This window comes from Mesorhizobium sp. M1006 (genome assembly GCF_040318825.1).
Classification (GTDB): Bacteria; Pseudomonadota; Alphaproteobacteria; order Rhizobiales; family Rhizobiaceae; genus Mesorhizobium.
Genome location: NZ_JAMYMZ010000044.1, coordinates 20,941 through 41,596 on the forward strand (window position 1 = coordinate 20,941; position 20,656 = coordinate 41,596).

Below are 20,656 nucleotides of genomic sequence, written 5' to 3' on the forward strand. Positions count from 1 at the left end.
CAAACGCATCCCTGGCGGCGTGGTCCCTTAGGTCAAGAGCATCGGGTGAGTAACAGCCTGATCCTGCTCAATCTGATACGCGCCAACCGCCTCGCCGGATTGTGGAACCGCTCGCGGGTAGCTTCTACCACAAACAGCAAGGTCATGAAATCAAGTAGGAAGTCGTCGATCGCTTGGGCGATTGTTTCTGACTTGCCCTTGAACTGGTCCAGCAAAACGCGCGCGTTATCGATCGCTTCCACGCTGGTGGCATCGATCAACCCCTCGACCCTCTTGAAACAATCCAATTCGAAACTCCTTCAAGCGCTTGCCAAGCCGTTATGCACGAAGGTAGCTCCGTGAACTACCCGGCCTTTGACCTGGCGGCACGAGCAGCGGTCGGCCTTACGTCCCGTGCCTCCAAGCACCAGCCCTAGACGTGGCGCTGAGGAGCGTTGGAAGGATCGGGCGCTTCCGGCCATGCTCGAGCGGTAGTGTAGGACAGTGCTTGCTGGCGACTACGGCCAAAATGGAGTGCGCCAGCTGATCGGGGCTTAACAATTTTTCGCTTTTTGCTGCGCCCAAGTCTCGGCTATGAGTCAGGCAGGCCTAATGGCCTGCCCGACGTTGCAATTGTTAAGGAGGAACACGTATATGCCTACTGGAACGGTAAAGTGGTTCAACAGCACCAAGGGGTTTGGATTTATCCAGCCCGACAATGGCGGTCCGGATGTTTTCGTCCACATTTCCGCTGTCGAACGCGCGGGCCTCTCGACCCTCGCTGACGGCCAGAAGATCAACTATGAGATCGAGCAGGATCGCCGCACCGGCAAATCCTCCGCTGGCAGCCTCAGCAAAGCTGGTTGAAATTTTCTCCTGCGTCCTGGCAAGAGTGGGCGCGTAGGTCCGGAGGTCCTCACGGCCGCTCGATAGGAGCGAGCAAAAACTGAGGGCAGCAGATTGCTGCAGGCGTCGCGAATTCCTCATGAAACAAAAAAGGAAGGCGGGGTTGGCCCCGCCTTTTTATATGACGATATGACGCGCAGATTAAGCCGATGGCTGCAACGCTCCAGAACGAATCTCCATTGCCGAAATCAAGCCGCGACCTTCTTGCGGGTTCGCTTCGTCGGCGCCGGCTCCGGCGCTTCCGGCGCTTTCGGTTTGCGGCCGAGCCCCATTGTCTTGGCCAATGACGAGCGCGCCGCGGCGTAGTTCGGCGCGACCATGGGATAATCCGCCGACAGGCCCCATTTGGCCCGATATCCATCCGGCGTCAGCCCATAGTGGGTCGACAGATGGCGCTTTAGCGATTTGAATTTCTTCCCGTCCTCAAGGGAGATGATGTAGTCCGGTGTCACCGACTTCCTGATCGGGACTGCAGGCGTAAGGGCAACCGGCTCTTTTGCAGAGACACCTTCCGCCGTCCCTTTCAGAGCCGCGTGCACTTGGCCGATGAGGGCAGGGAGATCCCCCACCGGGATCGGATTGTTGGAGACATAGGCTGAGACGACATCGGCCGTGAGCTCGATGAGGGTGTTGATGTTTTTTTCGGCTTCTTCTGTCATGAAACTCTCCAGGCGGCGTGAAACACAGTCGGCGAAGCGTCGCTTCATAGTGGCGGTCTCCGCTGAAAGCAACCAAGGTCTCGACAGGATTATTGCGATGCTCATCCAGCGAGATCTATGGCGCAGTATCGCGCCGTCATGACCGTTGATGCGTTCCGTTGTTGGCGACCTGCCGCGGTGCTTGCGCATTTTCAGGCGCGTCTCGGCCGTAAGCTTTGCGCCAAAATGACCAGTAATCTCGAAACGAAGCGGGCTATTCCTGTTTCGCCATTCTCTTTTTGGCTGTGAAATCGATGGCAGAGCAGTGGCCGCTTCCTGGTGGCGCGTGGAGGAACTATCAAGCGTTGATTCGCAATGGTCGAAACGATCTAGATTCATCCGGTGAGCCGCTCTTGCAGCAGGATGTTAGGGATGGACCCGCTGGCAAACCGAGGACATCACGCCGCTGCTTTGCTATTGAACCGCTATCGCTGTGACAACACATTCCGCAATGGTGGGCGGGTGTAGAGGAGGCGCCTGTTCACGCAAAACTAGCGGTTTCAGCAGGTCGGGAGGAACGAATGAGCTCAGGGACTTTCAGCAGCCCACTTTTCGTAAGGCGTGCAGCGCACATCGTGCAAGAGATTGCCAGTCCTGCGGATGCTATCGATTTTCTCAACGAATGGCCAGAAGATCGCAGAGACCGGATCTACGAAGCCGCCCTCAGGGCGTGCTTTGATGCATACAACGGACGAAAACCTGCGAGCGCAGCGCGCAAGGCTGTTTTCCGCTTTGCGAAACAGGTCGCCATATTGGAAGATGCAACCTCGGCGATGCAATGGCTCGCTGCCTGCATGTCGGGCAGTGGAAAAGCGCAAGTATAGGCGCCGCAGTCGTGTGTGAGGCTGGAGCGGGTACGCCGACGAGGTTATTGTGTCGAGATTTCGCCGGCATCTGGAGCGTAGTGTAGCGAACAAACAATATTTTGCGGCGCTATGGCGATGTTAATCATCTTGTTGTATTTGTAAATCAGCTTCTCGCGATAGGATTGCACGCCTCCGGTGTGAAAATCACTGCGTGGGACTTGGTTCTCAATTCATGATGGTAAATTACCGTGTAATGATTGCAAAGCAGTTGTCCCATCGAAGCAAGATGATAAACGAAGCCAAAATTGTGCTCCGTCGTCTGCCAATATTCGCTCTATGGAGGCCTACAAGCCAATTAAAACAGCTACTCGGGCGCCTCTGAAATTCGTGTAATTCTGCTCACCCCAAACGGCCCTCTACAGTCGAAATAAGATCGTCCCGCAAAGGTGCTACAAGACACTATCGCGGATCGATTTGGGCCAAGGTCGATCTGGCGAAGGCAGGCGGAAGTCGAGCAGGACCTGCTGCGGAACAGATAACCGGCCCCAAACCGAATCCGACACGGTGGCCCCGATTTCTTCATAGTTGAAGGCGCAGAGAGAACCGGAGCACGGCTCCGGCGCCGCCGCTTGCCGAGCAGCGATCCTCCGCCTCCCAAAATCCAATCGAGAAGAGCGTTCAATTCCGGGACGGTCCAAGCTCTGCCGCAAAAACAGGTGTCAGACCCCCGGTCCTCTCCCGCAACTGATCTAGCGCAGGGCGTTCATGAGCCGCATATCCCAGAGTGGCTGCGTGCACGACGCAGCGAGATCATTTATGAAAATCCTATTCAGTACGATGGCTGTCCCCTTGCTGACGGCCACCGCCTTTGCTGCGGATTCGATCCCCGCAGACCTCAGAGAAACGGCAATGGCCACTTTCAAGGCTTTGCCACCCACCACGCCGGCAGTCGCCAACAACCCGATCACCCCGGAAAAGATCGCTCTCGGCAAGGCACTGTTCTTCGATCCACGCGTCTCTGCGTCAGGCGTCTTGTCGTGCAACTCGTGCCACAACCTGGCCACCGGCGGCGACGACAATCACGAAACCTCGATCGGCCATGGTTGGCAGAAGGGACCGCGCAACGCGCCGACTGTACTGAACGCTGTCTTCAACATCGCCCAGTTCTGGGATGGTCGTGCCGAAGACCTGAAGGCTCAGGCGAAGGGACCGGTCCAAGCCGGGATCGAAATGGCCAATACACCGGGCCAAGTCATCACCACGCTCAAGTCCATGCCGCAATATGTCGAGTGGTTCGATGCAGCTTTTCCGTCTGAAGCCGATCGGGTCACCTTCGACAACCTCGCCAAGGCAATCGAAGCCTTCGAGGCGACACTGGTGACGCCGGCCCCCTTCGACAGCTTCCTCAATGGCGACGAGGCTGCCATGACTTCCGAACAGAAACAGGGCCTGGCGCTTTTCATGGACAAAGGCTGCTCGTCCTGCCATGGCGGTATCAACGTTGGTGGGCAAGCCTATTACCCATTCGGCCTCGTGGAACAGCCCAGCGCCGAGGTCCTGCCGGAAAAAGACAAGGGCCGATTTGCGGTCACCAATACTGCCGACGATTCCTATGTTTTCCGCGTGGCGCCGCTGCGCAACGTTGCACTCACCGCGCCATACTTTCATTCGGGCAAGGTTTGGGATCTGAAACAGGCCGTTGCAATCATGGGAACCACCCAGCTTGGCGTGGTACTGGCGGACGAAGAAGTCGACCTGCTTGTTGCCTTCCTCAACTCGCTGACCGGAAAGGCACCCGAGCTCGCCTATCCGATTTTACCCGCCGAAACGGCGACAACGCCCCGGCCTGTAACGCAGATCTTAGGAAAATAAACGGCCAGCTGACTGCGGAACATCGCAATCGACAATGATTGCGACTTTTACTGGGACGAGACGATCGCGAGGTCCATGAGGACGCAAATGGCTCGTTTCCAAAGTGCAGACACTGCTTTCGTCACCATTCCGTTGCGATGGAATCATGGTTGGGATCTGGCGTGCGACATGCCAAGGAAGGCGTCTGACGCATGAGGCTCGCGCGCTGTCGATACCGCGCGGCGGACGGCCATCGCGCTGGCGGCCGAATAGCCGCGCGCCGGAGTGACCGGCCCCCTCAGGGTGATGGGGCAGCCACTCCGTCCTCCATGTCCAGTGATTCTTCGACTGCTTCCGGATTCCGGGCGATGGTCCGTGTTCGCCGCTACATCCGGTCTTGAGCGACCTTGCTCCAGTTTCGAAGCGTTGCCAGATCGAGGCCATACCTCACGGAGAATGCCTCCTGAGAGAGCTTCGCGCGATCCGGACTTCGCGAACACTTATCGGCCGCGGCGCGTGAACCTTCGCGATCACGCCTGCGGACGACAGTTCATTCTTCAGTGCCAACAGGTCCTCGACGCAAGGAACCGTCACGAACGCCTTGCCGTGATCAACCATCTCCGTGAGTATCGCGTGGGCCGTCCTGAGCGGCAGCTGTTTCTTAACGAGAATGCGGGCGGCCTCAGGAGTATTCGCGCCGTGAAGAAAACCGAGGCTCAGTCGGACGGGAGAGCCTGACGACACCGGCACGACGTCCCGGGTTCGCACCCGTTGTCCGAACCGCTCCATGAATCTCGATGTAGTCGACATTAACCTCTCCGCGATCACTCGACCGAGCTTGAGTAATTTGGACCATCCAACACTCCAACACTGGAGGGCCTCGCGATAAAAGTACGCCAAACAGCGCTAAGGGAGAACAAACGGTGATCGGATTTCGTTCGACGCTCGTTTTCGAGAGCCGTTCTGGGTCGTTCGCAATCAACTGTGTAGGCCAGCGGAGCGAGCAAGGAGCGCCAGATCCGGACAGGGCTGAGGGGGGTGCTTCTCCGAAAGGTGGGGCCATGCCCTAACGGACACGAGATGTAGTGGACTCGTCGATCCGCGCGGTTTCGATTCGCGCACCCGGGCACAAAGCTTGGATAAGTCCCATCAGATGCTCTCCGGTCGCCGTCATCTGTTTAGCTGACATTGGGCAGAGGGCTTCCAGCACGAGCCACATGGCGCGGGTATCGACCGTCACCATGGTGCGCCGCCCCTGCCGCCAGTTCCAGCGGCGGCAAGTGACACCGGCATCATCGCACCAGATGACTTCGCCCGGTTCGGGATGCTCGGTTACCATTTCACCTTGCTGGATCGTGTCGAATGGCTCCGCTCCCTTCGCAATTAAAAGTCTCGGGACCCCCTGGTAGAGATCGAGATCCTCGCCGCCAATCGGAACGCCATACAACACGCTGACGGCATTGTAGGCATCAACCAGTGGGGATATCCGCGGGAGAGAGCCATCTTTCCGCACCCGCTTGAGAAGCGCGGCGGCCGAGCACGGCCTTCGATTGGCTTTTGTGCCGAAAGACTCGTAGGCAACGGCCCACGCCGCAAGATGCGCGTCCCTTTGGGCGTCATCGCGAAGCGCCGCCTGTTCCGCCGCCGCAATCGTGTCGTTCAACGCTTGTGCATCCGGCACGTCGATTTCAGCGTTCCGCACCACAATGCTGATCAGATGAAAATCCGGGTAGCGGGCCTTGATCTCGGGGTCAATCAATGGCGTGAAAGACATGGGAAGCTCTTTTCTCATGGGGAGGCTTTGCGCTGCGGGTCGTTCGGGAAATGTATGAAGAAAGGTGCTTGTCGAGCGTCCAGATCTTCTGGCATCGGCATGGTGCATGCCGCACCATGCGCTGGATAATTCCATCATTCGGCCGTGGACAAGGCCTGGTAGAGATCGTCGATTATGTCTTGAGGGTGCTCGAGCCCGCTCGGCCGGCAACAAGCTACGCCTCCGCCAGATCCTCCATTTCATAAAAGGCAGCGGGCGCGATATGGATGTGAAGCAGTTTTCCTTGCCGCATGCATCGCTCTCGGAAATTCGTCTCGCACGAAAAATCTGCCGCCAAACTGGCCTGATCAACAGCACCAGTTGCATGGCGTATTCCCAGTCCAGTTGGCTTTGCAACGAAATGCGGTTCAGCCCAAGGGTCGGTTTCCTCGCCAGCACGCCACGTCCCCGCCGTTTTAGTCACCGTGTCCCGGCAACGCGTCTTGCACCTGCTTGACAACCGCTCGCAGGATCTCAACGCCCTTCTCGATCTGCCGAATGCTCAAGGCGGCATAGCCCATGACAAGCCCGACGCGATCGATGTGGCCTTCGTCCGATTGCCGCTCGTAAAGGGGCGAGATCAGGTGCAGCCCCAGGCCCGCCCCTCGGGCGGCTTCGACCAGGGTCGTTTCCTGCGACCGCGGCAGGTCGTTGAACCAAACGGCGACGTGCAGTCCGGCATCTGCTCCCTGGACAGCGATGCGATCTCCGAAGCTGCGCCGCAAGGCGCCCAACAACGTCTCCCGACGCTCGCCGTTCAGCCTGCGCACACGCCGCACATGGCTTTCGTAGCCGCCACTCTCGATCAAACAGGCCAGAGCCTCCTGTTCAGCCACCGGCGAATGCCGGTCCGCGAATTGTTTGGCGGTAGCGAAGACCTCCTGCAATTCCGTCGGGACGACGAGATAGCCGATACGCAGCATCGGCGAGAGCGTTTTGGAGATCGTGCCGAGGTAGATGACAGCCCCGTGGTCCTCAAGACTGTGCAGCGGAGGGACCGGATTGATATCGTAGCGATATTCGCTGTCGTAGTCGTCCTCGATCACATAGGCGTTGTTGTGCCGCGCCCATTCCAGAAGCTGATGGCGGCGCGCGATCGGCATGACGCCGCCCAGCGGAAACTGATGCGATGGCGTGACATAGGCCAGTCGTGCCCCGATCCCCGCCAGCAACTCCGTCTTCATCCCGTCCTCGTCGACGGTGACCGGAACGGGCGAGGCACCCGTACTGGCAAAGACCTGACGCGCCATCCTATAGCACGGGTCCTCGATGACGAAGCGGTCGGCGGGATCGAGAAGCAGGCGAGCGCACAGATCTAGGCCCTGCTGCGAACCGTTGACGATGATGATCTGCTCGAGGTCGCAGCTCAGGGTTCGGGCGCGCCAGAGATAGCCCTGGAGCGCCTGGCGCAGCCGGCGCGAGCCGCGAGGATCGTCATAGGCAAGACGCAACGGGCGCTGCCCCATCGCCTCGTTCATCGCACGTTTCCAGACCAATGCGGGGAAGTCTGACGGCGCCAGGTCGCCATAGCGGAAATCGACCTTCAGTCCAGTCGGCAGATAATCCGGCCAGGGCGGCGTGACGCGCAGTCGTTCGCCATAGGCGGACAGATGAACCGGGCCGACTCGTTTCGCGACAGTGCGGCTCGTCTCAGGACCGATCAGCGAGGATGCAACGCGAGGTCGTGCGCCTTGACGGACGTCGATGAAACCTTCCGCGGTCAGTTGCTCATAGGCGACCGTCACCGTCGTTCGCGAAACCCCAAGGTTATTTGCGAGGCCTCGGGAGGACGGCAGCTGACTACCGGTTTCATAGACGCCGCCGAGGATTTGCTCGCGAAGAGCCTCGTAGATCTGGCGTGCACCCATCGCGTGCGTGCGACCTGCAGAACCGGCACTTGAAGACTGGACCATTTCATTCATCGCCAACTGGATATTTCACATTGGCCAGTTTGCCGTCAATCTTTCGGAAACCCAAGAAAGATCTTAGAGGCCGAATGACCCGCTCCTATCAATCCGAAACCGATGCTCTCACGCGGTCGCTCAACGACACCGGTCCCGGATTCGCCACTCGGGCGATCCATCATGGCTACGATCCCGCCGGCTTTTCCAATGCCGTTCAGCCGCCAGTCTTCTTGACCTCGACCTATGGATTCGAAAGCGTGGCAGCGAACGAGGCCGCCGCCGCGCTTGGCGGAAGGCTCTATGCGCGCGAATACAATCCGACGACGGAGATCCTCGAACAACGGCTCGCCAATCTGGAGGGAGCCGAGGCAGGTCTGGTCGTTGCCTCGGGGATGGCGGCTTTCGGGACGCTGATCCTGTCGCTCCTGTCCCAAGGGGATGAACTCATCGTCCACAGGACGCTTTATGCGAACACGCTTGCCATGGTCGAACAGGCGGTCCCCCGCTTCGGCATCAAGGTCGTCGCGGTCGACCTGTCCGATCCTCACAATCTCGATGCCGCGATTACCGAGCGGACCCGGCTTGTTTTTTTCGAGACGCCGGTGAATCCGCTGAGCCGCATCCTTGATCTCGCTGCCATTGCCGAGCGCGCCCACGCGCGCGGTGTAAAGGTTGCAGTCGACAGCACCTTCGCCTCGCCCGCGCTCCAGCGGCCGCTCGAACATGGGGCAGACCTCGTGCTCCACTCGCTGACCAAATACATCAATGGGCACGGCGATGCCCTTGGCGGGGCGATTCTCGGCGACGCGCAAACGCTCCGCACGCTGCACGAAACGGGCCTGCGCTACATCACCGGCGCAGCGCTCTCGCCCATGTCAGCCTTCCTGATCCTGCGCGGTCTGAAGACGCTCACGCTGCGCATGGAACGGCACAGCGCCACTGCCCTTGCGGTGGCTCAGGCGCTCGAGGCGCACCCGGCGGTGGCATGGGTGAGTTATCCCTTCCTCGACTCGCACCCTGATCAGGTGACGGCGCGAAAGCAGATGTCCCAAGGGTCGGGCATGTTGGCCTTTGGCCTCCACGCTGGGTTCGAGGGCGCGCGCCGGATGATGGACCGGCTCAACCTGATCACCCGGGCTGTCAGCCTCGGCGATGCCGACAGCCTCATCTATCATCCGGCAAGCCTGACCCGTGCTCGTCAGCCGATCCGCAAGGATGCGCATCTGGCCGATGGAGTCGGCGAGGACCTCATGCGTCTCTCGGTGGGTCTTGAAGACGCCGAGGACCTGATCGCCGACATGCGGCGGGCTCTGGACGCCTTGTGATGACCTGTGGTCCGGCCAGTCCCGCGCTCGCGTACAAACCCGGAGGCTTGCCATGGCATTCCTGAGCGGCCTTTCCGCGTTTCCCATCACGCCGACCGATCGTGACGGCCGTGCCGATACCGTTGCTCTGCGCAAGCTGATTGCCAGGCTTTGCGCCGCTCAGGTCGATTCCATCGGTCTTCTCGGCAGCACCGGCACATACATGTATCTGACGCGCGAGGAACGGCGACGGGCGCTCGCCGAGACCTTGGACGAAACCGGGGGACAAATGCCGGTCGTGGTGGGTGTGGGCGCGCTGCGCACCGACGAAGCAGTGAGGCTCGCGCAGGACGCTAAGGCCCTTGGGGCTGCCGCGGGGTTGCTTGCCGCCGCCTCTTACACCCCGCTCACTGAGGACGAGGTGTTCGAACATTTCTCCACGGTGGCGCGCGAAAGTGGCCTTCCGATCGTCATCTACGACAATCCAGGAACGACGCATTTCCGTTTCACCCCAGCACTCGTCAGCCGCCTGGCAAAGGTGCGGGGGATCGTCGCTATCAAGAATCCGACAGACAAGGGCGATGCGATCAAGAGCCATCTGGCCGACCAGAGGCGCACTGTGCCGGAAGGGTTCTCGATCGGCTACAGCGGCGACTGGAACGCCGCAGAGGCCATGATCGCCGGCGCCAACACATGGTACAGCGTCCTCGCCGGCATCCTGCCCGAGGTCTGCGTGAAGATCGTCACGGCGGCGCAGCAGGGCGATGCGGCCGAAGCGCGACGGATCGATGCCACGCTTGCGCCGCTCTGGAGCCTCTTCAAGGAGTTCTCGAGCCTTCGCGTCGTCTATGCACTTGCCGATTTGCTCGACATTTGCAGTGCCGACCCCCCGCGTCCCATCCTGCCTCTGCCCTCAGCAGCGAAGCGCCAGATCGCCGCCGAGTTGGAACGCTTGCCATCGGATGTCAACCGGTGAATAGCGAACCCGGCGGCCAGTGAAGGAACCTGTCATGTATGTACCCGCGCATTTCGATGAACCGAGCCGAGAAGTCCTCTACGAACTGATCGAGAACAGTGCACTTGGCATGCTGATAACCCATGGCCGGAGCGGTCTCGACGCCAATCACATCCCCTTCGAACTCGACACGTCACAGGGAGAAAACGGTACCCTTTACTCCTGCGCGATTAATACACGTGCCGAAGGAAAGTGCACATTCTCGCTCGAGTGACTTTATTTCAAAGGATGTGATCGCGTTTTGGCGCATTCACGGCCGACATGCGGCAGCCGGTCACTCACCACATGGTGAGCAACCAGGAAACCCTCCGGCCTACACTTTCTACCGGAGCGCACGTGCTGCATCGACCATGTTCATGAGGGCAGGGCGGACCTCCTCCCATTTGCGTGTTTTGAGGCCACAGTCCGGGTTTACCCACAGTTGGGAATCCGACAGTCGCTCGCGGGCAAGCATGACGAGATCCGAAATCTCCCCGACTTCCGGGACACGTGGTGAGTGAATGTCGTAGACTCCGGGCCCGATTTCGTTCGGATATTTGGAGCTCGTGAAGGCGTCCAGCAGTTCCATTTTCGAGCGCGACGTCTCAATCGAAATGACATCCGCATCCATTTCAGCGATCGCGTCGATGATCTCGTTGAACTCCGAATAGCACATGTGGGTATGGATTTGAGTCGCGTCCTTTACACCCGTTGAAGCGATCCGGAAGCATTCGACAGCCCAGTCGAGATAGTCGTTCCAATCAGACTGGCGCAGTGGCAATCCTTCGCGAAACGCGGCCTCATCGATCTGGATCATCCTTGCGCCGGACCATTCGAGATCCGTCACTTCGTCGCGGATGGCGAGCGCGATCTGGCGGCATGCTTCGGAGCGCGGTACGTCGTCGCGAACAAAAGACCAGTTGAGAATGGTCACTGGGCCTGTGAGCATTCCCTTCACAGGGTTTTCCGTAAGCGACTGGGCGAATTGCCACCAGCGCAGCGTCATCGGATTGCGCCTCGATACGTCGCCGAAGATGATGGGGGGGCGCACGTAACGCGACCCATAGCTCTGCACCCAGGCATGCTGGGTGAAGGCGAAGCCGGACAGCTGCTCGCCGAAATACTGTACCATGTCGTTTCGTTCGAACTCACCGTGCACCAGCACGTCCAGCCCGATCTCTTCCTGCCAGCGAATTGCAGCCTCGATCTCCTTCTTCAGGAAGGTCTCGTAGTCGACATAGCTCAGCTGGCCCTTCGCATGAGCGGCCCGCGCTCTGCGTACCTGCGGCGTCTGCGGGAAGGACCCGATGGTCGTCGTCGGGAACGGCGGCAGCCCGAGCGTGCCGGCCTGGACTCTGGAGCGCTCGGCAAAAGCGCTCTCTCGTCGCTTCATGCTGTCGTCAATGCTGGCGATCCGCCCCTCAACCAGCGGGTCATGGATCTTCGTGGATGTCACGCGAGTGGCGGCAGCCTCGGCAGACGCTTTCAACGCGCCTGCCACCGCATCCCTGCCTTGGGACAGGGCCCGGGCCAGCAACACCAACTCGTCGGTCTTCTGGGCCGCGAAGGCGAGCCACGACCTGATGTCCGCGTCGAGTTCGGTCTCCATGCGCAGGTCGATCGGCACGTGCAGCATCGAGCAAGAAGGCGCGATCTCGACGCGGTCCAAGGGCCAGCCGGCGACGATCGGTTTGATGCGGTCGAGAATGGCGGGCAGGTTCGCACGCCAGACGTTGCGGCCATCGATCAAGCCAAGCGAGAGCACCAGATCCTTCGGTGCGAGCCGACCCACCGTTTCCAGCTGCTCGGGAGCGCGCACGAGATCAATATGCAGCCCGGCCAGGGGCAGAGAAACCGCGGTTTCGAGATTGTCTCCCAGCGGCCCGAAATAGGTAGCCAGCATGATCTTCAGCTCGGGCGCGGCCTTCGACAGCTGGCCATAGGCGAATTCGAACGCAGCTCGTTCGTTCGGGTTCAGATCGAGGACAAGCGCTGGCTCATCGATCTGCACCCAGTCGGCTCCAGACAGCTTCAGCCTCTGCAGGAGTTGCTCGTAGACGGGCAGCAGCCGCGGCAGGAGCGCGATGGGATCGAATCCTTCGGCAGGCGATTTCGCCAGCTTGAGGAAGGTGATCGGTCCAAGGATGACTGGGCGTGTGTGAACGCCGAGAGCTTTAGCCTCGATGAAGTAATCGACCGGTTTCGTCGACGAGAGGGCGAACGTCTGATCATCGTTGAGTTCCGGCACAATGTAGTGATAGTTGGTGTCAAACCACTTGGTCATTTCCATCGCGGTTACATCAGACCGATGAGCCGCCTGCTGGTGACCAGCGTGTCGACAATCCTCCGTCTGACCCTGGTTGCCGCGCGCCATTGCGAAGTAGATGTCAAGTGGGACCTCGCCGCTATTCCAGCCGTAACGGGATGGAACGGCGCCGACCATGGCTGCGGTGTCGAGCACATGGTCGTATAGCGAGAAGTCGTTCGACGGGATTTTCGACACGCCGCGATCGTGCTGCTCCTCCCAGCTAGCGGCACGGAGCGCCTTCGCCGTCGTGAGAAGGTCGGCGGCGGAAGATTTTCCGGACCAGTAACTTTCAAGCGCGAATTTCAGTTCTCGCCGACGACCGAAGCGCGGCACGCCGAGCGTTGCTACAGGAATTTGATGAGAGACAGTCATGCCATACCCCGATGGTTGGGGCGTCGGTGACAAGGAAGGCGCTAGCAGGCCGGCACGAACGCCAGGCTGCGGCGGCCACCGAGACACCCCGCCTGTGGACGTAATTCGCCGTGGCAGGTCTCCTGGCTCGCGGGGTCATAGCCAGCTACCCGTCTTCCCAAGGCTATTCGCCTCAGTGACATGAGTGGGGTTGGCTCGCCGCTAACAGTTGCGGGGGCAGCGCCGGCATCGCACCGGCTTCCCTCTTAGCTCCGCTGCGGCAGCGCCGTACGGAGAACCACGACACGGGAGACAATCACAGCAGTTCGCTTCTTTGTCAACGCCGCATAAAGAAATGTTTATGTCGTTATGTTAAATTTCCGTTGGCATGTTCCAAAGGTCGCCTCGAAAGCGAAAACTGTGGAAGCCTTGAGCGGCCGGTAAATCAAAGCAATGACGCACGGCGCCCTTGTCCAGGAGGATAGGAGTTCGTCGGCTGCCGGCAGCAAACATACCGGCAAGCGCCGTGGTGCTGCTTAGCGCATCATGCGAACCACCTCGGCGTCGAACTTCGGCTCCGAGGTTCCGACCGCTTCGTTGGTGATCTGCTCGCGACCATATTCGGCTCAATGGAGAGGCTGTTGCCCATGTGGAAGCTGTTGGCCGTGATGCCCTCGGTGATATGACACAACGATTTCGGGGGGAGCACACCGAGGCCAGGCGCAGCGGCGTGATCGAGGCCAATGTCTCGAACTGCTTGTTCGCAGCCCACCGGCTCAAGGTAACCCGGCTCAAACCATCGGGCCAGCTCAAGTCCTGTCCAAATGAGGCCTGAGCGGCAAATCGTCGTGCACGCGCACGGTTTGACGTTCGATCTTGTGATGCGTCTTGGGCGGACAATCGCCACGGTGCAGCGCGCAGAAGCGGTCCCCAATTGGGAAGCCGAGGGCGTCGCCACAGGCGGAAGGGGACTTGGACCTGTTTGCCCTGCTGGACCACAAGTTCGCGACACAGGGCCTCAAGGAGAAGACCAAGAGTTTATGCGGGGACCTCGCCAAATTCATCAAAAGCAGCGGGCAGTCAAAGTTCGGCGCCGATTGACATGGAGATAGCCATCGCGGCGGACCGCCCAGGCGGACCGCAAGCCGGAATACAACCGGGTGCAGGCGGCCAAGCTCGTCCACAAGATGGCGTCGGGCACACACCGGCGATGGGAGAGCGGACCGTGGAGTGCAGGAACTTTACGCCTATCCACGCTCCCGTGGACGTGTCCTGCGGCACATCGGCAGCGATATTGAGGAGGCAGTTGAGCTTCTGGTCGAGCACTCTTACCTGCCACTACCTACGCTTAACGTCATCTCGTACTGAAAACGCACCACGCAAGGTCGAGATGTAACATGCGCCCTTCGTGGATGGTTCTAAGCTTCCTCGGGCGCGGTCAATCTGTGATAACGGTCGCTTGGAACCTCCATCACCGCGACGCGATCAAGGTTGGCGTATCGCGCTCGGTAGTAACCTTCTTCCTCCACTTCGGCGAAACTACACTGGGGAACGTCAAAGGTCGCAGCTTCCAATCCGAAGAAAGTCGTAGCGGTTTCTTCATCCAAGAAGTTCCACTCATCTTCTCCGTCGTCATATGTGACGCGAACATAGGAGGCCATGCGCACGGCTTCCTGATCACCCATCTCTGCGATGATGGCATCGCATTCTTTCTTCAGCTTTCCTGAAACCTCACCCTTATCCCAGTCATCCAAAGCCCGATAGATTTCTGGATGATAATATTCTGGCATCTCCTCTACATCGTCACCGATAAGCTCAATGGTGCGGACATATTGCGGATTTATCAAGAGTATTTTGTTGTCAAGGCTCCAACAATACAGCCATGGCCTGCTTGTGTTATTTCTACGCAGATTATGAAGTTCCTTCAACTGACGTAAAATCGATTCACGCGCCTTTTCATCGATAGGATATTGGCGGCTGCCAACAGTCGTCTTGATTCTGAGCGTGCCGTATCGCGTTTCGGCATCGGCAATTGCAAACGGGCTCGTGCGCCACTCCTCGACATCAATCTTCCAGCCCAGCAGCTCCTCGACCGTGCATTTCAACGTGAGACAAAGGTCCTTGATCTGCTCGACGTTCAACTGCGTTTTGCCTGTTTCCCAACGGGCCACAGTCTGTTGCGTTGTTGCCATCTGCTCTGCCAAATCTTTTTGAGTCATGCCCAGTCGAACCCTAAGCTCTTTCATGTTCATAACTCACCTCGCGTGTTCAACACACGCATCGTGGATGAATTAATCTAACACGTCAAGCGTGTTCAAAAATCGCAGCATGTGTTTTTAGGGCGTCTTCGAGGCTCCGGCAGCCGTTCGTGACCACTTGCGCAAGACACAGGGCTGGTACACAGCACGAATGGGCGATCAAAAATTACTGCTGCGATGCTCGTCATCAGCCAAGCTGCCGCCGCACCTTCCACTAGGGTGCCAAGGTTCGAAATGAGTGCAGCCGACCATAGCGAACGGAAGGTCTTGTGCTCAAAAGGAACGAGTGAAGATGTTCTCTTCGCCATTGTGGGAAGCCTCGGGATTGACCGCGGGGCTGGATTTGTTTCGCCTCACTTAACCATGGCCTCGCCGTACAAGCCAAGCTGCCACAGTGCGCGCCTGCTAACCCAGAAAACTTGGCGGCCTTACAGGCATGCGCAGGACGTGCGAAGCCGCTCAAATCTCCCCAGATGGTCAGCCATCGAAGACCGGCATCACTTGCCCGTTGAGCGGCTATACGATAATGCTCCGCGCTAAGCAGGAAGCGCCAAAAAATTCGAGCGGCGACTTCATTCTCCTATTCAGGAAGGAACTATGAGGCGGCAGACGCGACCATTCACCGTGGAAATCAAACAAAAGCGCAATTATCAAAAATCCGCACGTTCCATCTGGGGCAATTTCGACATCGCCGCGGCGATGGCCGAGACAACAAAGGAAGTCGAGCCGTTAAATCGTCAGCTTGTTGACTCTACTGTAGTGGCCCTTGATGCTGAACCTTTGCACAAACCGCGAGTGGAGCATTTCATGGCCAATCCCCTGGAGACCGAGTCAGCAGTAGTTCATAGCGAACCGGCAGACAAAACCGAAACGCCAAAACCGAAGACGAGAGCGCGGCGGTCGAGGAAGCCAGAAGCTGAGGCGAGCGCGCCTGCCAAGCCGATATCCGCGACCACTGAAGCACCGCCGTCAGCGCGAACGGGCCGAAAGAGCTACTCCGCGAAGGATCGTGCCCAGAAGCTGGCGCAGATCGAGACCTCGATCGGCGGCGGCGCTACTCTCAAGAGCGCGGTGAAGCAAGCCGGCATCTCGGAACAGACATACTATCTTTGGAAGAAGGCGGCGGCGCCTGCGGCGGACAGTGACGGGCTGAAGGATCTCGTCGCGCTCGAGGAAGAAAACAAGCGGCTAAAGAGCCTGCTTGCCGATCGTCTCCGCAAGGAGAATGCGGAACTGAAGAAAAGGCTCGGGCTGGATTGAGGAGGGTGGGCAGCTGGTTCTTGGCTCGCCACCTACAGCAGCCCCGCCTGCTCGGCCTCTCTGCGCAAATTCTGGCGTGGCCTTGGGCCGATCTGCTGGATGACCAGCCCGGCCGCTAGCGAGCCGAGATCGCCGCAATCCTTGAGGCTGCGGCCTTGCGTGTAGCCGTAGAGGAAGCCGGCGGCATAGAGGTCGCCGGCGCCTGTCGTGTCGACCAGCTCGCGGATCCTGGTCGCATTGATGGTCACGGTCTCGTCGCCGCGCACGATCACCGAGCCCTTTTCCGAGCGGGTGACGGCGGCGATCTTGCAATCCTTACGGATCCGGGCCAGCGCCTCGTCGAACGACGCGGTCTGGTAGAGCGACTTGATCTCGTGGCTGTTGGCAAAGACGATGTCGACGGTGCCGGAGCGCATCAACTCTAGGAATTCGTCGCGGTAGCGGTCGACGCAGAACGAATCCGACAATGTCATCGATACTTCGCGCCCCGCCGCATGGGCGAGCTTCGCCGTCTGCCGGATCGCCTCCTTGGCGCGCGGCGGGTCCCACAGATAACCCTCGAAATAGGTGACCGCGGCGCCCGAGGCCTTGTCGGCCTCGACGTCCTCCGGGCCGAGTTCGATGCAGGCGCCGAGATAGGTGTTCATCGAGCGCTCGCCGTCCGGCGTGACGAAGATCATCGAGCGCGCTGTCGGCGGTTCGCCGTTAAGCGGCCTGGTGTCGAAGGCGACACCCTGGGCATGGATGTCATGCGCGTAGATTTCGCCGAGCGCGTCGTTGGAGACCTTGCCGAAGAAAGCGGCGCGACCGCCGAAGGAGGCGACGCCCGCCGCCGTGTTGCCGGCGCTGCCGCCCGAGGCTTCAATGGCCGGGCCCATGCGGCTGTAGAGCAGTTCGGCGCGCCTCGTGTCGATCAAATTCATTGCGCCCTTGATGATGCCGTTGGTCTCCAGGAACGCCTCGTCGCATTGGGCGATGATGTCGACGATGGCATTTCCGATACAAAGCACGTCATAGTCCGGCATCAATTCATGTCTCCGCCAAAAAACCCACCGGCTTTCTGCCACGCCGGGCGCGGGCGGGTCTGGCCAGTGGGAATGGGCTTTCCGCTTGCCAATCGGTTCGGCGCCAGCCCTCACGGGGCGGCAAGTCCTGCCTCGCGACGCAATTCGTCGGCCCTGTCTGTCTTCTCCCAGGTGAAATCAGGCTCTTCACGGCCGAAATGGCCATAGGTCGCGGTCTTGCGGTAGATAGGGCGTAAGAGATCAAGCATCTTGATAATGCCCTTCGGTCTGAGATCGAACAACTCAAGAATGAGGCGCTCGATCCTTCTTTCCTCAACCCTCGCTGTTCCGAACGTGTTGACCATGACAGAAACCGGACTGGCCACGCCGATTGCGTAAGCAAGCTGCACCTCGCAGACGTCCGCAAGTCCGCTAGCGACGATATTCTTTGCGACATACCGGGCCGCATAGGCAGCTGAGCGGTCAACCTTGGACGGGTCCTTGCCCGAAAAGGCGCCGCCGCCGTGACGACCCATCCCACCATAAGAATCGACGATGATCTTGCGTCCAGTGAGACCGCAGTCGCCGCGCGGCCCGCCGACTACGAACCTCCCCGTCGGGTTGACCAGAATTCTGATGCCTTCCGTCTCCAGGTGGGTCGGCAGGACAGGCTTTATGATTTCCTCAATGACGCCCTCGCGGACCGTCTCTTGCGAGACCTGCTCGTCATGTTGGGTCGATACGACGATGGTATCCAGGGCGACCGGGCGCAACCCCTCATAGCGCACTGAGACTTGGGATTTCATGTCAGGACGCAACCAGCCAAGCTGTCGTGCTTTCCGGACATCTGCCTGTCGTTTCGTCAAGCGATGAGCGAGCTGGATCGGCAAAGGCATCAAGGTATCGGTTTCGCGGCATGCGTAGCCGAACATGAGGCCCTGATCTCCCGCTCCCTGCTGGAGGTCCTGCCCTCGTCCCTCGTCAACGCCCTGGCTAATGTCGGGCGATTGCTCGGTGAGTGCATGAACGACGGAGCAACGCCGGCCGTCAAAGCCGACGGCCTCATCGTCGTATCCAATATCGAGAATCGTATCGCGCGCAACTTGGCTATAATCCACCCGCGCATCGCTGGTAATCTCGCCAGCCAGAACGACTATCCCTGATTTTACCAACGCTTCACAGGCGACGCGCGCCTTGGGATCGGTGCGGAGGATGGCATCGAGGATGGCATCCGAGATGTTGTCGGCCAACTTATCCGGGTGTCCCGCGCCAACCGATTCGGAAGAGAACACGAACTGCCTAGCCATGAAATGCCTCGTTTCGGGTGTTGGAGTTGTATGGGGCATTTTGCTTAGCCCACCTTGCGCTGTTGGTGATGCCCGGGACCTCGAACGCAGCGCACAAATCGGCAACGTCTCTTCGCACGCAGGCATGGAGATCTTCGTCATCAGGCCGCCGGAGGACGCAGTCAATGAAGCCAGCAATTTGCACCATTTCCACATCGCGCATGCCGATGGACGTCACTGCTGGCGACCCCAAGCGAATTCCGCTTGTGACCGCCGGATCCCGCGGGTCGCCAGGCACCATTTAAAGTTCGTAATGATGCCTGCCTTCGCTAACCGCTCGGCATAGGTCTTGCCTGATAGTGGTCGATCGCGAAGATCAAGGATCAGCATGTGATTGTCAGTGCCCCCGGTGACCAGGTCATAACCTCGGTCCAGAAGCGCGTGGGCCAGAGGCCGCCAAGCGAGACCGTCCGCAAGTGTCGGGCGGCGCGATGGCGCCGTCGGCGGAGTTGTCCATGGTGGTTTCGCGCTCCAATTGGATCTATTTCACGGTCAAGCATGCGATCCCCTTCGACGGCGCGTCTTGTGTCGCTTCGAGCCGTTGAAGGTCTCGTTTGTGATAGCCATCGCTGTGGGGCAGGAGATCAACCAACAACTGAACCAGCCCGCCGTCCTTACCTGCTGCTTTGAGATGGTACGAGCACCACGGGCGTTGTTCGTTGCAGTAGAGAAAGTCGGCTCTGGCCAGCAGCCGGACGTGTCGTACAACGTGCTCACGACGCAGACCCAGAATCTCCGCTAGCTGGCAGACAGTTAGGTCCGCGTGCGCGCAAAGACCTAGGATTCGAAGGCGATCTAAATGCGCTGCCGTCCGTAGGCGACTGACCAGTGTCAGCATTGGTCAGGACCAAGCCACTTGGAAAGCCTAGGCACTCGTCCTACTGAATTTGTCATTTCGCGTTCTCCACAGATGTTGCGGCTTTCGAACCAAATTATATGGTTGATTGTCCACCGACCGGACAATGTCGGTGGCCGTGAAGATACTGTTTTGAGCCGATATGGCTGTGTCGAACAAACAAGATGGGCGCTCTTCTTGCCATTGCCTTTAGCCGAAATTGCACGCAGTTCGGCGGGTCGGAGAATAAGCGGCGCCACGGTTTGGACCCCACTGACCTCAGACGTTGCAATAAGCCTACCATTCACAGCGAACCGGAGTTGCTAAGAGTCAATGAATTTCCTTGAAGGATCTGTTGCAACGTTTGCCCAGCCCGCTCGTGCTCCCGGTTTGCAGCGGTCAATCTCGAGCAGACTGACCGTGATGCAAAGATGACAAAGAAGGTTCCCTTTCAATCCGATCTTCTTCCGGCGCCAAGGGATACGGCCTGTCCCCTTGTAGTAAAGCGTAGTGAGAAGATTCCATGTGCGGTCAGCTTGATCCTGGATTTTACGCTCGCTGGACTGCTTGATTTTGCGGGGAATGGTGACCCTATCGTCCAGCACGTCCTCCCAAACGAGCTGAGCTCAAGGAGGCTCATGCCGTCGAATGGTGAGATTTTGCGAGGCTCATCGGCTTTGAAATATGTGTCGATCAAGTGCCGCATATCAGCCTCGTAGGCCTTCAGATCGAGGCTTTCGTTGCTGGCCAGACGCACAGTGTCCCGCGCATTCAGGTAATGCTCGACCTGTTTCTTGATGCGGGCAACGTGGGCGTTGTTGTAGCCTGCGGCATCCATTTCACCCGCGATATTAGCATACGCCCGCAGCAGCCCTGCGGTTGCCTTGTACAGGGCCGCGCGCTGAGGTTCACGCTATTTAAGGTCTGACGCGATTTCGGTGTTGCCGCAGAAGAAGTACGCATCCGGTGAAGACCGCAGACGTGCGCATCCGGCAGCCAGGAGAACCTGAGCACCGGAGTGCTGGGGTCAAGCTTTCTT

At 59.2% G+C, this 20,656-nt stretch carries 18 protein-coding genes, 1 pseudogene and 1 riboswitch; of the genes and pseudogenes, 8 read left to right on the forward strand and 11 right to left on the reverse strand.

All coding sequences use genetic code 11. The features are described 5' to 3' along the window. Window positions 1–32 precede the first annotated feature (32 nt). Window positions 33–260: a hypothetical protein gene (locus tag NKH60_RS27860; protein WP_352473851.1), complete on the reverse strand. Its 228-nt coding sequence runs from the start codon at window positions 258–260 to the stop codon at window positions 33–35. 373 nt (window positions 261–633) lie between these two features. Between NKH60_RS27860 and NKH60_RS27865 the strand changes: the two genes are divergently transcribed. Beyond that, window positions 634–846, forward strand: a complete 213-nt coding sequence (locus NKH60_RS27865) for a cold-shock protein (RefSeq protein WP_023679670.1) — start codon at window positions 634–636, stop codon at window positions 844–846. A gap of 227 nt (window positions 847–1,073) precedes the next feature. Here NKH60_RS27865 and NKH60_RS27870 read toward each other — a convergent pair whose 3' ends face one another. Then, on the reverse strand, window positions 1,074–1,544 hold the full coding sequence (locus NKH60_RS27870; protein WP_352452644.1) for a Ros/MucR family transcriptional regulator: 471 nt from the start codon (window positions 1,542–1,544) through the stop codon (window positions 1,074–1,076). A 560-nt stretch (window positions 1,545–2,104) separates the two neighbouring features. Between NKH60_RS27870 and NKH60_RS27875 the strand changes: the two genes are divergently transcribed. Continuing rightward, window positions 2,105–2,407, forward strand: a complete 303-nt coding sequence (locus NKH60_RS27875) for a DUF982 domain-containing protein (RefSeq protein WP_352452612.1) — start codon at window positions 2,105–2,107, stop codon at window positions 2,405–2,407. 798 nt (window positions 2,408–3,205) lie between these two features. Continuing rightward, a complete protein-coding gene (locus tag NKH60_RS27880; RefSeq protein ID WP_352874181.1) occupies window positions 3,206–4,261 on the forward strand; it encodes a cytochrome-c peroxidase in 1,056 nt (351 codons plus the stop codon). Window positions 4,262–5,306: 1,045 nt separating this feature from the next. On the opposite strand, the gene NKH60_RS27885 is transcribed toward NKH60_RS27880, so the two are convergent. Both NKH60_RS27885 and pdxR read right to left on the reverse strand, forming a co-directional pair. Continuing rightward, entirely contained in the window at window positions 5,307–6,014 is a 708-nt protein-coding gene (locus tag NKH60_RS27885) for a B3/B4 domain-containing protein (RefSeq protein ID WP_352874163.1), read from the reverse strand. 455 nt (window positions 6,015–6,469) lie between these two features. After that, entirely contained in the window at window positions 6,470–7,966 is a 1,497-nt protein-coding gene (gene pdxR, locus NKH60_RS27895) for a MocR-like pyridoxine biosynthesis transcription factor PdxR (protein ID WP_502907785.1), read from the reverse strand. An 83-nt stretch (window positions 7,967–8,049) separates the two neighbouring features. Between pdxR and NKH60_RS27900 the strand changes: the two genes are divergently transcribed. The 3 genes from NKH60_RS27900 to NKH60_RS27910 are packed head-to-tail and all read left to right on the forward strand — an operon-like array spanning window position 8,050 to window position 10,490. Then, on the forward strand, window positions 8,050–9,282 hold the full coding sequence (locus NKH60_RS27900; protein ID WP_352874165.1) for a trans-sulfuration enzyme family protein: 1,233 nt from the start codon (window positions 8,050–8,052) through the stop codon (window positions 9,280–9,282). 52 nt (window positions 9,283–9,334) lie between these two features. Continuing rightward, window positions 9,335–10,237, forward strand: coding sequence for a dihydrodipicolinate synthase family protein (locus tag NKH60_RS27905; protein WP_352874167.1), 903 nt, complete (start codon window positions 9,335–9,337; stop codon window positions 10,235–10,237). A gap of 34 nt (window positions 10,238–10,271) precedes the next feature. Continuing rightward, window positions 10,272–10,490, forward strand: coding sequence for an FMN-binding negative transcriptional regulator (locus NKH60_RS27910; RefSeq protein WP_352517525.1), 219 nt, complete (start codon window positions 10,272–10,274; stop codon window positions 10,488–10,490). 108 nt (window positions 10,491–10,598) lie between these two features. On the opposite strand, the gene metE is transcribed toward NKH60_RS27910, so the two are convergent. Beyond that, window positions 10,599–12,935 (reverse strand): 5-methyltetrahydropteroyltriglutamate--homocysteine S-methyltransferase, encoded by a 2,337-nt coding sequence (metE, locus tag NKH60_RS27915; protein ID WP_352874169.1) that lies wholly within the window; start codon window positions 12,933–12,935, stop codon window positions 10,599–10,601. 95 nt (window positions 12,936–13,030) lie between these two features. Then, window positions 13,031–13,232, reverse strand: a riboswitch (cobalamin riboswitch). Between the two features lie 654 nt (window positions 13,233–13,886). Between metE and NKH60_RS27920 the strand changes: the two genes are divergently transcribed. Beyond that, window positions 13,887–14,015: a hypothetical protein gene (locus NKH60_RS27920; protein ID WP_352874171.1), complete on the forward strand. Its 129-nt coding sequence runs from the start codon at window positions 13,887–13,889 to the stop codon at window positions 14,013–14,015. A 317-nt stretch (window positions 14,016–14,332) separates the two neighbouring features. On the opposite strand, the gene NKH60_RS27925 is transcribed toward NKH60_RS27920, so the two are convergent. Continuing rightward, complete coding sequence (locus NKH60_RS27925) at window positions 14,333–15,166, reverse strand: helix-turn-helix transcriptional regulator (protein ID WP_352515945.1); 834 nt, start codon at window positions 15,164–15,166, stop codon at window positions 14,333–14,335. 62 nt (window positions 15,167–15,228) lie between these two features. After that, a complete protein-coding gene (locus NKH60_RS27930) occupies window positions 15,229–15,480 on the reverse strand; it encodes an MFS transporter (RefSeq protein WP_352458261.1) in 252 nt (83 codons plus the stop codon). 289 nt (window positions 15,481–15,769) lie between these two features. Between NKH60_RS27930 and NKH60_RS27935 the strand changes: the two genes are divergently transcribed. Beyond that, entirely contained in the window at window positions 15,770–16,432 is a 663-nt protein-coding gene (locus NKH60_RS27935) for a transposase (RefSeq protein WP_352542143.1), read from the forward strand. Window positions 16,433–16,464: 32 nt separating this feature from the next. Here the strand turns inward: NKH60_RS27935 and NKH60_RS27940 are convergent, their stop codons facing one another. The 4 genes and pseudogenes from NKH60_RS27940 to NKH60_RS27955 all read right to left on the reverse strand — a co-directional run bounded on the left by NKH60_RS27940 (window position 16,465) and on the right by NKH60_RS27955 (window position 20,455). Further along, window positions 16,465–17,457, reverse strand: a complete 993-nt coding sequence (locus NKH60_RS27940; protein WP_352874173.1) for an adenosine kinase — start codon at window positions 17,455–17,457, stop codon at window positions 16,465–16,467. Between the two features lie 110 nt (window positions 17,458–17,567). After that, on the reverse strand, window positions 17,568–18,743 hold the full coding sequence (gene metK, locus NKH60_RS27945; RefSeq protein ID WP_352452623.1) for a methionine adenosyltransferase: 1,176 nt from the start codon (window positions 18,741–18,743) through the stop codon (window positions 17,568–17,570). Between the two features lie 61 nt (window positions 18,744–18,804). Further along, a pseudogene (gene glyA, locus NKH60_RS27950) lies at window positions 18,805–19,178 on the reverse strand (serine hydroxymethyltransferase); the annotation flags it as partial. Between the two features lie 890 nt (window positions 19,179–20,068). Further along, window positions 20,069–20,455, reverse strand: a complete 387-nt coding sequence (locus NKH60_RS27955) for a hypothetical protein (RefSeq protein ID WP_352610601.1) — start codon at window positions 20,453–20,455, stop codon at window positions 20,069–20,071. Window positions 20,456–20,656: the final 201 nt, after the last annotated feature.

Coding starts and splice junctions, on each gene's coding strand:
- metK (WP_352452623.1), bottom strand. CDS start 18,743: ATGGCTAGGCAGTTCGTGTTCTCTTCCGAATCGGTTGGCGCGGGACAC.
- NKH60_RS27875 (WP_352452612.1), top strand. CDS start 2,105: ATGAGCTCAGGGACTTTCAGCAGCCCACTTTTCGTAAGGCGTGCAGCG.
- pdxR (WP_502907785.1), bottom strand. CDS start 7,966: ATGGTCCAGTCTTCAAGTGCCGGTTCTGCAGGTCGCACGCACGCGATG.
- NKH60_RS27940 (WP_352874173.1), bottom strand. CDS start 17,457: ATGCCGGACTATGACGTGCTTTGTATCGGAAATGCCATCGTCGACATC.
- NKH60_RS27880 (WP_352874181.1), top strand. CDS start 3,206: ATGAAAATCCTATTCAGTACGATGGCTGTCCCCTTGCTGACGGCCACC.
- NKH60_RS27870 (WP_352452644.1), bottom strand. CDS start 1,544: ATGACAGAAGAAGCCGAAAAAAACATCAACACCCTCATCGAGCTCACG.
- NKH60_RS27935 (WP_352542143.1), top strand. CDS start 15,770: ATGAGGCGGCAGACGCGACCATTCACCGTGGAAATCAAACAAAAGCGC.
- NKH60_RS27955 (WP_352610601.1), bottom strand. CDS start 20,455: ATGGATGCCGCAGGCTACAACAACGCCCACGTTGCCCGCATCAAGAAA.
- NKH60_RS27930 (WP_352458261.1), bottom strand. CDS start 15,480: ATGGCGAAGAGAACATCTTCACTCGTTCCTTTTGAGCACAAGACCTTC.
- NKH60_RS27865 (WP_023679670.1), top strand. CDS start 634: ATGCCTACTGGAACGGTAAAGTGGTTCAACAGCACCAAGGGGTTTGGA.
- NKH60_RS27910 (WP_352517525.1), top strand. CDS start 10,272: ATGTATGTACCCGCGCATTTCGATGAACCGAGCCGAGAAGTCCTCTAC.
- metE (WP_352874169.1), bottom strand. CDS start 12,935: ATGACTGTCTCTCATCAAATTCCTGTAGCAACGCTCGGCGTGCCGCGC.
- NKH60_RS27900 (WP_352874165.1), top strand. CDS start 8,050: ATGACCCGCTCCTATCAATCCGAAACCGATGCTCTCACGCGGTCGCTC.
- NKH60_RS27905 (WP_352874167.1), top strand. CDS start 9,335: ATGGCATTCCTGAGCGGCCTTTCCGCGTTTCCCATCACGCCGACCGAT.
- NKH60_RS27885 (WP_352874163.1), bottom strand. CDS start 6,014: ATGTCTTTCACGCCATTGATTGACCCCGAGATCAAGGCCCGCTACCCG.
- NKH60_RS27925 (WP_352515945.1), bottom strand. CDS start 15,166: ATGAACATGAAAGAGCTTAGGGTTCGACTGGGCATGACTCAAAAAGAT.